Consider the following 13,650-nt stretch of genomic DNA (forward strand, 5'->3'; position numbering starts at 1 on the left):
TCGCCTCCTCCGCTCTAGCCTGAGAAGCAGGCATTCCCAATAAGCTAAGGAAGAGTGCGACAACTAAGAGGGAATGAACCGCTGCATTGCTCCATTTATTCATATAAGATTTTCCTTCCCACAGTTATTTGTGCCAGGCACGGATATAATCTACCTCGAAGAGGGAATTCAAGCTGTCTCCCGGAAGTCCGTCCCATTCAAATATTTCAGTATCCAAAAAAATGTATTGATTCTCGTACATAAATGTATGAGCTTTTGTACGAATCAATTGACCGTCGAAATACCATTTTATTTGTGTTTGGTTCCACTCCACACCATACGTATGATAATCACCTGCTAGCCTGACGTTCGTTTGATAGTCGAAAGGATCTGCAATATCATTAGCCCATCCATTCCGAAAATCATGAGTGTTAGTTGGCATGATTGTATCCTTATGAGTGTTCCTCGTTGAATTTCCTACCGGTTCAACAACATCAATCTCCGAATAATTACCCTGCAGCCAGAAGGAGCTTGTATGCGAAGCGTCTGCCGCTTTCATCCTTACCTCATAATATCCGTAAGGCGCTTTTGTCTTGGATTGAATAACCCCCGATGTAATATAATTATCGCTAAGCATCGTTTCTCCAGATGCTGCATTTACCTTTCGGACGACAGCTACTTCATCTCCATAGACAATACCGCTTCCTCCGGCGTTATATACGTATACCTCAGCACTGGTATTTGTTGATCCTGTCGTGAACTCCACAGTACCCAACGTCCAGTTTGAGCTGGTTACTTCTATCCACTTCTCTGTGCTGCCATAATTTTTTACGCCTACATTCACTTTGCTGCCCGATCCTTTTTTTAACCACGCCGAAAGCTTGTAGGTCATATTGGGCTGCAGACCTGTAATGATTTGCTGAACAGCACCTTGACCATTTATGACCACGCCATATAGATCGCGATATTTGGCTGAGACGGATGCTGATTTCGCCCCTGAACCCCAAGTAGACCAATTGGACAGATTACCTGTTTCAAAGCTTCCATTCTTTATTAGGTTTTCATTTTTCGTACGAAGCTTTGCCGTTCCATTACTTATCCAGACGTTTAATGGATCGAATTGGGAGGGATTGCGCCCACTCCAATACGTATGTTCATTGAACCATTTCGTTGTGTTTAGTGACGAACCGTTGAATTCATCGCTAAACGTCTCATTTACGTTCCAACCTCCCGTATTGCCGGGATCTGAAGCCGGCCAAGATACCGCAGCCTGAGAGGATGGAACACCGAAGCTGGAAGATACAGTACCTAGTACCATTCAACACCTTTGCCATCGTCATCACTCCTCATTTCATTAATAGTAAGCGCTTACTTGCGATGTATAACCTCCTTTCTTGATCCATGTTATTCATTGTAAAGGAATTAACGCACCTCCATATTTAACATTTCCGACTAGTTGTAGTAGGATAACTACTACTCTATATACAACACTTTTCAATGGATTCGCTTGTGCACTTTGGTCATCTCACTGGAGATGTCTACTCCACCCACATACAAGTCTCGAACATCACACGCTCACCAGGGGCGATGCCTCTTGCTCCCGTCATCTCCGGGGGATAAGGCAGATTGTAGGCGTCAGTCAGACAGGTGTATGGCTCCAGACAGATCGATTCCGACCAATTGGGACGGAAGATAAGCAGATATGGAAAGGTATCCCCAAAAGAATAGGCGATCGTATAGCCCTCTTCTAACATCTGTAGTCGGCAGACACGCTCCTCCCCCTCATGAAGCTCCAGCATAGCTGCGCCAAGAGGGGCAATACGATCTAGCGGAAGCCCCGTCCGCAGCTCTGCCGCGCGTTCGCTATCGGCTGGGGTACCCGTAATGAAGGCGAAGCTGGAGATCGGCCATTCACTGGCTGCAGGCGCGTGCAAAAGAACTTGTCCGCTCGGCAGATTGAAGTAAGGATGAAGGCCGAAGGCGAACGGGGCCTCATCCTCGCCCTCATTGACGATGGCGCCATCCAGTCGGAGACGTCCACCTAACAGGGATATTGTCACGTTAAATATGAGAGGATGCGGGAAGTAAGCCAGCATTTCCTCATGATCGGAATAACGAAACCGAAGAACAACATACGCGCCTTGTGCTTCCGTTCCTCCCCGTTCCACGACCTCCCAGCTTCTGCGCGCCAGCTCGCCATGCAGATGGCGATCCGGCTGCTCATTGATAGGCAGCTGATAGAATCGTCCCTTGAATGTAAAGCTTCCGCCTTGCACGCGATTAGGCGGGAATAGAATGGGTGTGCCGTACATCGTTTCACTTGCTCTCAAGTCATGAATAGAGGCCGGCGCAGCTAACAGCTCTCGCCCAGACGAATGAAACCGAATTAGATTCCCACCCACCTCCGGCACAAGCTGCGCAAAATCTCCACGCTCTGTATCTCGCAGCTCGACAACCGAATATCCATCCTGAACTTTACAAATAACCTCATACCGATTCATGCTTCTTCGCCCTTTCTTCCTAAAATGCAAGAGGCCTCCATATAGAGGCCTCTCAACAATACTACTTATAGTTCATGTTCAAAAAGTTCTCTGTTGATTAGATTAAATCAGATTGCTCCAGAAGTCTACGAACAACCTCCGCGACTTCCGCTCTTGTGATTGTTGCTTTCGGAGCAAGCACTTGCTCGCTTCTGCCCAGCACGAGACCTGCCTTGATGCTGGCTGCAATGCCGCTCTTGGCGTAGGCTGCCGCCTCGGAGCTATCCTTCAAGCTGGACAACAGCTCATCCACTTCTATCATCTCGGCTACAGAATCAAGCCCCGTGAGCGCCATAGCTCGTTCCATGATGCTCATAACCTGCTCACGCGTGATGAGAGAATGAGGTCTGAATTCACCATTGTCATAGCCGTTAATCAAGCCATACGCTGTCGCCGTATTGAGATAGGCTTCATACCAGCTGCCTTGGGCAACATCCGCGTACACCGACTCTCCTGCCTCTGCCTGAAGTCCCAGAGCTCTTACCAGAATCGCGGCAAACTCGGCGCGGGTGATAGAGCGATCCGGCTCAAAGCGGTTGCCGTCAACCCCAGCTATGATCAATCTGGAGCCTAAGTCATTTACAGCCTGTTCCGCCCAATGACCGGATACATCCTGGAAAGCCACAGGATTCCAGATCACCGCGTAGGTGCTGTTCGTCAAGCTATTCATCACAGCATAATAGCTGCCATTCTGTCCCACCACTTTAGTTGGAATCCCTCTAACGGTTCCATCCTCTTCCACTACTACCCCCGTGGTGATCTCATTGGGATCCACGCCTTCCGGAATAAGGATCGTTCTCTCCACGAAGGAGTTGAATGTGTGAATCTCTTTTGTCTGATCCTCGTAAGTGTAGGTAATATGGAACTCTACAGGAGAGGCCACCACCGTAAATCCGTCTTGTTCAGCCGACTGCTCCAACACCTGCTGGGTTTCTTCATCGGCTTGACTGATCCTTACATTGATGATCAGGTCCTCCAGCGACACATCAGAGCCAAGCTCCTTGATAATATTATCCATTTGAAGCTCCTCAAGAGGAAGCTTGTAGGAGTAAGCGGCTGTTCGAAGCTCAAGCACCACATTTTTCTGCTGCAGATCCTTCACGATCGCCCCATTAAGCTTGCCATTCACAACAGGGGAGCCGCTCGCGTCAGGAATGGTAAGAACAGCGTTATTCGCTATAGTGCTCAGACTATTCTTAAGCAGCTGCTGGTCGACCGTAATCGTTGTCACGATGCGCCCTGCCTCGTTCGTAGTAACCAAGCTTGCAATCTTGTCCAGCTTCTTGCCATCCACGAGAACCTCAGTGCTCGCTGCTGGCGTAGCTGTTGGCACTGGTACATGAATGATTGGCGGAGGAGGAGTCTCAGCTTGCTCCACCACAGTTACTGTAATGGCCTTATTTGCGCTTGCCGCTCCAATTGTGACGGTAGCAGTCAGCGTCACAACCTGATTCCCGCTTCCATGCTGAGGTCGAACCACCGTCCCGTTAGCCGCCACTGTCGAAGGATGGCTGGAAGCCCATGCCACGCTTGCTCCATGCAGACCAGCAGAAGGCAATGCAATAGCTCCTGTTACGGATTGCGCTGTGTCTCCCTCCGCGAATGTTAACGAGGCTGTCGATAACGTATTGGCTGCTTCGGCTACCAGCTGCTCATCTGTTGGCTGGACCGGCCCGCTGCCTATCATCATGTTATCGAAAGCAAGCTTCGCATGTCCCACGGTTACAGCTGTAGGCTCAAATACATACAAGCGAATAGACTTCAGCTTGGTGGTGTCAATTGCCGCCGTTCTTGCAAAATAGCCGTCTGCCAGCCAGCTAGCCGCAGAGACGCCAAATTCTGATATCGTAAGCGTACGTGCTTGATTGGGCGCTATAGCAAAATAATAAATGCCTCTATTTCCCTGAACATCGGCAACCTCCACGCGAAGCTGGGCTCCTGTGCTCACGAGATTCGCAACATCCAATTGAAGCGGCTTGCTGCCCAGGCTCCAGCCCTCCTCAGGCGCAGTGAAGTCTATGCTGCCGGAATATTTGCCGCTCGTATCCCAATCGAATGCTGTGAAGGAAGCAAACTCCGCATGGAGCGCCTTGCTGTCATGTGTCGCACCCTGCTCCGATCTGGAAGCGGTAAGGCCTTGGCCATTTGGTGTATAGACTACCTCTTCCTGGTCCTCGAAGGATAGGAATACACCGTTGGGATTGACAGGACCTGGCCCTGGATCCGTTACACTGCCGATTACCATATTGTCAATGGCCAGCACTGCATTCGTAACCGGAGCAGCCGTTGGAGAAAACACATACAATCGAATAGACTTTAGATTCTGTGTATCGATAGCTGCGCTTCTCGGGAAATTGCCGTCCCCAAGCCATGTGCCTCCCGCAACGCCAAAATCAGCAATGCTGATGCTTCGGGAAGCATCCGCGCCCAGCGTATAATAATAAGTGCCCTTCACGTCCGATGTGTCCGTAATTTCTACTCGCAGCTGCGTCGCGTAGCTTCTTAGATTTGTGACATCGAAGGAGAATGGAGCAGCTCCCAGGCTCCAGCCCTCCTCCGGCGCCGCGAAGTCCAGATTGGCCGAGTAAGAACCCGTCGTATCCCAAGCGTAGGATGTGAAGGTCGTAAACTCCGCTTGAAGCGCCTTGCTGCCGTCCGTTGCGCCTTGCGCGCCTGTCGATGCCGTCACAGCATTTACATTATGCGTATAGGCTGCCGCTTCTCCGTCCTCGAAGGAGAATTTGGCCCCTCGACTGCCGGTAGGCGACGATTTTGTTTTCGTATATTGATCAAAAATACTAGCCGCCTTGGCCAAATTTGCCAGAGCTTTTGTCACTTCGTCAGTTGCCGCCAAGGCATCCTGTGCAACAACCTCAGCTTTGGTTACTTCAATATTGAGCGTGTCGCGGTACTGCTTTTTCACCCATTTTTTACCCGGCTCAACCTCAGTGCCTGTTGACGAGATAATAGTAGACGCAAGCTTGGACTTAGCGTCCACAATGGGACCCGCAAGCGCGCTCGTGGCGACGCCTGTCGGAGCCGACTGCTCGTGGTACTCGATGATTTGTACGCTTGTTATATATCCGTCATCGTCCGGAAGTGAAATGTCAATTGTATTGTTCGCCAGAAGCTTGCTGGCATCCAGCTCAAATTCCGTAAAGGTCAGCAGGTTGCCAGGCTTGTTCGTGTAGGCTAGATCCTTGCTGAAGCTTTGCTTATTAGCCGTATCATTAGGATTTACAACCACTTGCATATCCTCCGCAAACCCGCTGCCCGTCTTGCCGAAGCCAATACGGAGAGTCGCTTTGGCGAGATTGGCAGGCCGCGCTTGAACCGTAAATTGAGCAGGTGTACTTATGCTTGTCGGCACCAGCTCCTGAGGAGCATATGCAAATTCTCTCTCCCATGTTTTGGTGAACGCCGGGTTGGAATCCAGCGTAATCTCGAATACGCTCATTTCCTGCACTCGCATATACACATTGTCCAAATCCGTTACATTCTCTTCTTCATAGGTCAGGTCGCCCTTCTCCAGGAAGAAATGCTTGCGCGTTACGCCAGCAATGTTGGCGTCTCCCGCGAACACATTCAGATCCAGGTTGACGCGCTGCGAATTCAGATTGTGAACCGCGACATACACCTTGTCATTGTAGCGAACCGCATTCGTGAAGACACGCTCTTGATCCGCTTCAGCAGGAAGAAACGCACCGCGATAATCCTTCCACATATCCAGATAAGCTTCCATTGGCGTCATTTCTTCCAATAATCCATTTTGTGCTTCATTATATTTGTAGAACGTACCCGTGGAGTTGGGGCGCCAGTTAATGATGGGATACAAGTACGGAACCAGCATGCCAATCGTATCGGAATAATTGATGAAACGCAGCATGTAGCCATTGAAGGCAACGAGCTTCTGGAAGTAGTCCGCGTCGCTTCCAGCCGTATTATAAGTGCCTTCCTCCGTAATATAGATGGGTTTTACGTTATCTGTATTCACCATATGAGCATTAAGCAGGTCAAGCACCGCTTCCAATCGTCCACTCAGGAAGCCATCCGAGTTGTTTTCTCTGTCATGAATGAACAGGTTGGCGTTTTCATAGAAGTGATGCGAATACCAATCCAGCGAATCCTTGGTGTCATCCATAAATTTCAGTTGCGCACGTGCTTCATTGAAATCATTTTTCTCCAGATACATGAATGCGCTTGATGGTCCGCCGACCAGAACATCCGGATTCTCCGCCTTCACTTCAGAAGCTACCTTGTTATGGAACTCAGATAAGTAGCTCCACGCCTGCTCGGGCTCCGACTGTAAGAACCACCATTCCTGCGGGATCGTTGATTCGTTCTTAACTTCCACATACTTGGGACCCAGTCCGTCAAATCTTGTATCGATGCTTTTAATCAGCTTGGCTGATGCGTCGGCAGCAGCATCGAAGTTGGCACGGGACGGAGTACCGAAATGCTCCGATTGCCCGGAATCAGGGTCCTCCCACATCCACCTCGGCCAGCCATCCAGCGTCAGAACATAATCCTTGCCCATGGATGGATACAGACTTTCGAATTTGTCGATGGCAGGCTGACTCTTAGCATAGACTTGATTCGTTTCTGTAAAGTCTGCATATCCAGGATGCGTCGTATCCTCCTTGAGACCGGCCCAACTGGTCATCAACTTGTAATGAAACGCGCCGCGGCCGGGAGTAAATCCATAATCATGTGTCGTTCTGTGATAGGCCTCGTCTAGCACTGTAAATTCGCCGCCCGCTTGCTCTAATCCGATCGGACCGCTGTTCACATGATAACGCTTGAACACTTCCTCTGGCAGCTTATTGAGGCCGTTCATGCTTAAATTTGTGAGCGCATCCACATCAATGGACACATTCAGAATATCCTTGTCTCCTCCAAGAACGGTCCATGCGGAAGTATCAAACTCCAGCGGAACGCCTTCTTCTTCCCAGTGATAGACGCTGCGCAGCGTTCCGTTTCCGACGATTTTCATTTTGTAGCCTTCATAGATAATATCGCCGTTCGTATCCTTAATCAGCCAAGGATGGGTAATCCCCTCCGTTGGGTTGTCTTCCTGGAAGCCCATCTTCGTATAGTTTGTATATAACCCGGTTATGCGGTCATTCCAGCCACCGTTCTGGAATACCGTCCACTGTGTTTCCACACCATTGGGATCAATGACAAAAAGCTCCATCGTTTGCGCAACGGTACCCTCGAAGCGCATGTCACCGAACAGACGCCACACTTTCGCATTCATTACAGGAATATCAATCGTTACTTCGCCACTAATCTGCAAATAATGCCCATCCGGGTATTGCAGAAAGTTAATGCGCTGAACGCGGCTCTCGCCGTTAATGCTGTTGAAATACGCCACCGCATTATTGCCGAACTTATTTTTGTAATGCTCGGCAACGGCTGGAATTGTATCGAAATCAGCCTTGTCGGTTCGAATGTTTACAGGAAGCTCGTCGCTTGCCTCTTCTGCATAACTGACCCCCCCGGCAGTAGCAAGACAAGATACGATCAGTAAGGCCGCACTCAAAAAGGCAGTCAACCATTGTTTAATTTTTGAATACGCTTTCAAAATTTATGCACCATCCCTTCTATTCGTGTGTCGAAAGTGGAGAGCTTCCCCCGGGACCAAGGATACCAGGGAAAGCTCTCAGTTGTTTGCTATTATTGTTGGGCACTCTTAAAGCGGTCGTACGCCGTTTGATAAATGTTGATCAACTCGTCAATCTTCATTTTTTCCAGATCGGCCAGATATTTGTCCCATTCGCCGTCTACTCCGCCTTGAAGCAGCCACTTGGCGCTTGTTTGGTTCACGTAGCTGTTAATGTCAGAATCCAGCACTTTAATTTTTTGAGACTCCTCAGCCGTGAACAATACGCCAGGAAACGTCTCCGATGTCATATAAGGCAAATAATTCTCTTTAATGCCATCTGTCTTCACTTTATCCTTATCAGCCATCGCAAGACGAGTTCCATACGTATTTTCTAAAATAGCATAAGGAGCTTCAACTGGCGCCGTCTTGAATACATATTCGTCCGTTGTCATGCCAGCCGGCGCTTCCTTGAGCGTCAAGGTGCCGCCTTTGTCTTCCAATGTTGTTCCGATTGGTCCCCAGCCTGCTTCGATCGACGTATCCGTTGCGTAGGACAAGTCAATCCACTGCATCGTAAGCTCTGGATGCTCGTTAGCGGCTGTCATCGAGAATGCAAAAGGATTCACGCCTTGATTATTATTCAAAGACTTTCTCCACACTTGATCGCCGTTTGGTCCTTTCAGAGCTGGAACCACCACATACTTCGGATCATTGTCGACACCGACAACCGAGAAGGCATTCCAAGAGAAGAATCCGCCCAGGCGCTGCTCTGTTCCGCTTCCTTTGCCCACTAGCTGATTGCGGTCCTGCGCAAGACTCTCTTTATCAAACAATCCATCCTTGATGTAGGTGTGGAAATATTGAATTGCTTCCTTGTACTCCGGTTCCTTCGCAGAGAAGACCACCTTGCCATCTTCGACGAAGATATGGTTGGCAGAATCCGCTCTGCCGAAGCTGCCGAACAACGAGCCGATGCCCATTACGTTATAATTCGCGAAATCCCACAGGAAGGAGAATGGAATTTCGTCATTTTTGCCATTGCCGTTCGGGTCCTTTGTCTTAAATGCTTCCAGAACGATCCGCAGCTCATCCGTAGTTGTCGGAACGGCAAGTCCCAGCTTGTCCAGCCATTCCTTGTTCAGATACATCATGTCGGGAGAGAGCCACAGCATCAGCTCGCGGATGCTTGGCAGCGAATAGATATGGCCATCCGGCGCTGTCAGCATCGCTTTGTACTTCGGATTCTGTTCAATCAACGCCGTCAGATTAGGCATCGTTTCCTTCGTGATGTATTGCTCCAAAGGAACCAGCATGCCTTGGCCGCCATAGTTAATCACGTCATTGCCTGTCAGTGCAAGTGTACCGTAGAACGCATCAGGCAGCTCGCCGCTTGCCAGAATCAGATTGCGTTGCTCCTCGCATTGCGCAAATTCGATGTCTGTCCATTCAATCTGCACATTTGTTTTCTCTTCATATTGCTTGAAGAAATCCATTTCCTCGAACGGCCCGTTGTTAGGGTGCTTACAGGTTACCATCTCGAGTGTAACCTTCTCCGCTAACGGGAATACACCTTGCTCAGCCCCTCCGTCCGTTGCTTCAGGCGTCTGCGACGCTTCCGTTTGATTCGGCTCCTTGGACGGCTCCGCATTTTTAGTGTTGTTTCCTGCACAAGCACTTAGAACAGATAAGCTCATAATGACTGAAAGAAAGGATACCAACAGTTTTTTTCTCCGATTGTTCAAATCGATGACCTCCTAATTTTGCATTCGTATGCGCTTACATTATCTACAGCAAACCAACAAAGTTGTCTGGCATGCACCTCCCTTCCGTTATGACAGCTCCATCTATTACCCCTTGATGCTTCCTATCATGACGCCTTTGACAAAATAGTTCTGCAGGAAAGGATACAGAATAAGCAACGGCAGCGCTGCAATAATAATCATGCCGTATTTGATTAGTTCCGCCGCTCGGAGTCGGTCCCCCATGGAGGACAGGTCCGTCATCATGTCGTTGCTAATCTGATTCTCGATAAGAATGGATCGAAGCACGAGCTGCAGGGGGTACAGCTCCTGGTCCCGCAGGTAGATCAACGCGTTGAAGTAGGAATTCCAATGCGCAACGCCGTAGAACAACACCATAATCGCAATAAGCGCCTGAGACAGGGGAAGCACCATTTTCCAGAAAAACTTGGCATCGGAGCAGCCGTCAATCTTCGCCGCCTCCAGAAGCTCATCCGGAATCGTAGACTGGAAGAACGTTCGAGCAATGATGAGATTCCATGCGCCTACCGCATTGGGTATGACCATCGCCCAGACCGAGTCAAGCAGCCCAAGCTCCTTGACCGTTAAGTAGGTAGGAATAAGTCCACCGCTGAAAAACATCGTGAACGTAATAACGAGCATTATCGTACTGCGGCCCTTCATATCCTTCCGCGACAGGGCGTAGGCTGCGGGCAGGGTCAGACATAAATTGATAATTGTTCCTAAGATTGCGTATACAAAAGAATTTTTGTAGCCCACCCACAAGTTATCGCTGTCCAGTATCTTCTTGTAGCCCTCCAGACTGAACTTCTCCGGCCAGAACAGGGTCATCTGAACAGCACCAGGGTCCGTCACTGAGGCCAGCACAACGAAGTAGAGGGGGTAGACAATAATGGCCAGTCCGGTCAAAATCAACAGCATATTCACTCGATCGAACCAGATGTCTGCTAGACTGCGTTTAAACATATTGAACCTCCCCGCTTCTTACCATAACGATGTATTGGAAGCTTTTTTGGCAATTTGGTTGACTGTGATGAGAATGATGAAATTGATAATAGAGTTGAACAATCCTACAGCGGTCGAGAAGCTATATTGCGCGCCAACCAGGCCCGTCTTGTACACATAGGTGGAAATAATCTCCGATGAGGGCAGGTTAAGCGGCGTTTGCAGCAGATAGACCTTCTCGAAGCCGAGACTCATAATATTGCCCGTGCTCAGAATTAACAGAATAACGGCCGTCGGCATAATGCCGGGGATATCAATATGCAGAATCCGCTGAAATTTGTTCGCGCCATCCACGACCGCCGATTCATGGAGCTCGGGACTAATCGTCGTAAGCGCTGCCAGATAAATGATCGTGCCCCACCCTGTGTTCTGCCAAATCTCCGACAGCACGTACACGGGCCTGAACCAGTCGGGATCACCCATAAAAAATACCGGCTCGCCGCCAAACAATCCGATGAGCTTGTTGATCATGCCCGTATCCGGCGACAGGAATAAAAACAACATGCCCGCAATAACTACCGTCGAAATAAAGTGAGGTGCATAAATGACGGTCTGCACAAACTTCTTGAACCTCTTGTGCATGAGCTGATTAAGCATCAGTGCGAGTATGATAGGAGCTGGGAAGCCTACAACGAGCTGCAGGACACTAAGCTTGATCGTGTTCAAAATAATTCTCGTAAATTCGAAGGAACGGAAAAAACGTTCGAAATGCTCCAGACCCACCCATGGACTGTCCGCTATGCCCTTGAAGGCCAGGAAGTTTTTGAAGGCAATCTGAATGCCGTATAACGGCACATAATGGAAGAGCACGTAATACAAGACAGCGGGAAGCACAAACAAATATAGCTGGTAACTCTTCAGCAGCCTTGAGGCTTTTTGCTTCAATGGCGTCCCGCGCTTGATGTCGGGTATGTCCAGCTGCCGGACTTCATTCACATTTTCCACAACAAGCACTCCTTCTTTCTGTATTAGCCGGTGATGGAGACTGCACTTTATGAACACTCACCTAATTACTCAAGCTCACCCCTTCCTTGCAAGCGATTACAAATCACTTATAAAAATGATGAGTTTTCGAAACTACTATTCAACATTATGACTAGCATACTAATAATCGAAACTCGTTTCGTTTTTATTATAATTCTGCCATTACATTACGTCAATACCCTATGTAAATGGAACAAAAAGAAAAGCTGTCCAGAAAAGTGATGTAACCACTCTTCCAGACAGCCCAGGCCGGCCGCTTATGCTCCTGTTATCCGAAGTGTATCGAAACGGTCGGTACGAATCAGCTCCCGCAGAAGCTGTTCTGTCATCATACAACGAACGTGAGCGTATTCAGGATTATTCCATAGATTGTTTTGCTCACGAGGATCTGCCGCCAGATCGAACAGCAGCCCCTCATCGGAATTTATATACACTGTTAATTTATATTGCTCCGCAACGAGTGTGCGCATTCGGGTCGTCTCAGGCGCATACCAATCCTCATCGTATTCCACGAGTGCCGGACGGGCAGGCAGTTCCTTGCCCTCTTCGACGGCAGCGCGCAGACTGCGCCCCGGCAAGCCAAGTGGCGGTGCGCTGTATATGCCGCGCGTATCCATGACAGCCTGATCAATACCAGCGAAGTCCAGAATGGTCGGCACGAAGTCCAGCAGACTCACGACGCGGTCACGATAGACGCCCTGCCTAATAGCCTGGGGAACTCTCCATATATACGGGACATTCAGTAGCTCCTCCCAGGGCCACTCTGCCTTGGTCAGCAACCGGTGGGAGCCCAAATATTCTCCATGATCGGCCATGAAGATAATGATAGTGTTATCATAGAGCCCCCGCTCCTTCAGCTTGTCCAGCACCTCTCCTATACAGCTGTCCACATGCGAAATCATGCCGTAGGTCTGTGCTAATATGTTCCTCAGCGTGGCTTCATCGAACTGCGAGTGCCCAGGATGAACGGTCCTTAAGCCTTTTAGCCAATCGATGGAATCCGCTTCTTCATTCCAGTCCTCCGGCAATGTCAGCGACTGCGGATCATACATCTCACTATAAGGACGGCAGGCCGCGAATGGATGATGCGGATCAGGGAAGGAGCACCAGAGATAGAAGAGATCCTCCTGCTGAAGACCTTCCAGGAATGCCGCTGAGCGTCGAGCTATCCAACGGTTGTAATGCAGCGGTTCAGGCAGGTCAATCTTCCAATTCTGCTCGTACAGGCTATTCTTCTCGTAGGCTCCCGCCCGCAGCAAACGCTCCTTCCCTCCCGGCAGCTCCTTCTCCAGCCATGTCAAATAATCGCCGTAGCAGTCGACATGCCCGCCTACATGCTCCGTCATCTGATAGCCGTAGTAATCGATTGGCAGCGCGGTAATTTCTCCAGCCTCCCACCGCGCTCTGCTCTCCCATGAGAATGCCATCTCCTCGCCCTTGTTGACGGAGCCGATTGGCTGATGATGAAGCTTCCCTATGGCATGTGTCCGATATCCAGCCTTTGCGAGCGTCCCCGGCAGCGTAGGCAGCCCTTCAGGGACAGCATTGCCATTCGTCAAGCAGCCGTGCTGCCTGGGAGTGAGGCCTGTCAGCAAGGTTGCACGCGAAGGCATACATACGGGATTGTTGCAATAGGCTCTGGTGAAGGACACGCCTTCAAGTCCCAGCTGATCCAAGTTCGGCGTATGCACGTCTGGATGGCCATGCAGAGACATTGTGCGAGCTTGCATCTGATCGACAACAAATACGACAAAATTAGGCTTCATCTATTAACGCC

At 49.7% G+C, this 13,650-nt stretch carries 7 protein-coding genes; all 7 read right to left on the reverse strand.

Features of this window, described 5'->3' with window-relative positions; all coding sequences use genetic code 11:
- Positions 1-124: 124 nt before the first annotated feature.
- The gene (locus KJW29_RS18695) at positions 125-1,297 is read right to left on the reverse strand and encodes a family 16 glycosylhydrolase (RefSeq protein WP_214625725.1); all 1,173 of its coding nucleotides are present in this window, start codon (positions 1,295-1,297) and stop codon (positions 125-127) included.
- Positions 1,298-1,517: 220 nt separating this feature from the next.
- Positions 1,518-2,480, reverse strand: a complete 963-nt coding sequence (locus KJW29_RS18700; RefSeq protein WP_214625726.1) for an aldose 1-epimerase — start codon at positions 2,478-2,480, stop codon at positions 1,518-1,520.
- 97 nt (positions 2,481-2,577) lie between these two features.
- Complete coding sequence (locus KJW29_RS18705) at positions 2,578-8,103, reverse strand: S-layer homology domain-containing protein (RefSeq protein ID WP_214625727.1); 5,526 nt, start codon at positions 8,101-8,103, stop codon at positions 2,578-2,580.
- 92 nt (positions 8,104-8,195) lie between these two features.
- Positions 8,196-9,866 (reverse strand): extracellular solute-binding protein, encoded by a 1,671-nt coding sequence (locus tag KJW29_RS18710; protein WP_246608277.1) that lies wholly within the window; start codon positions 9,864-9,866, stop codon positions 8,196-8,198.
- Positions 9,867-9,971: 105 nt separating this feature from the next.
- A complete protein-coding gene (locus KJW29_RS18715; protein ID WP_087568963.1) occupies positions 9,972-10,850 on the reverse strand; it encodes a carbohydrate ABC transporter permease in 879 nt (292 codons plus the stop codon).
- A gap of 18 nt (positions 10,851-10,868) precedes the next feature.
- Positions 10,869-11,825: an ABC transporter permease gene (locus KJW29_RS18720; RefSeq protein ID WP_425517565.1), complete on the reverse strand. Its 957-nt coding sequence runs from the start codon at positions 11,823-11,825 to the stop codon at positions 10,869-10,871.
- Positions 11,826-12,130: 305 nt separating this feature from the next.
- Entirely contained in the window at positions 12,131-13,639 is a 1,509-nt protein-coding gene (locus tag KJW29_RS18725) for a sulfatase family protein (protein WP_214625728.1), read from the reverse strand.
- Between the last annotated feature and the right edge of the window lie 11 nt (positions 13,640-13,650).

Origin of the sequence: Paenibacillus agaridevorans, assembly GCF_018604145.1 — a bacterium.
Taxonomy (GTDB): Bacteria; Bacillota; Bacilli; order Paenibacillales; family Paenibacillaceae; genus Pristimantibacillus; species Pristimantibacillus agaridevorans.

Excerpts from the sequence above, each read along its gene's own strand:
- KJW29_RS18695 (WP_214625725.1), bottom strand. The coding sequence starts at position 1,297 with ATGGTACTAGGTACTGTATCTTCCAGCTTCGGTGTTCCATCCTCTCAG.
- KJW29_RS18700 (WP_214625726.1), bottom strand. The coding sequence starts at position 2,480 with ATGAATCGGTATGAGGTTATTTGTAAAGTTCAGGATGGATATTCGGTT.
- KJW29_RS18725 (WP_214625728.1), bottom strand. The coding sequence starts at position 13,639 with ATGAAGCCTAATTTTGTCGTATTTGTTGTCGATCAGATGCAAGCTCGC.
- KJW29_RS18715 (WP_087568963.1), bottom strand. The coding sequence starts at position 10,850 with ATGTTTAAACGCAGTCTAGCAGACATCTGGTTCGATCGAGTGAATATG.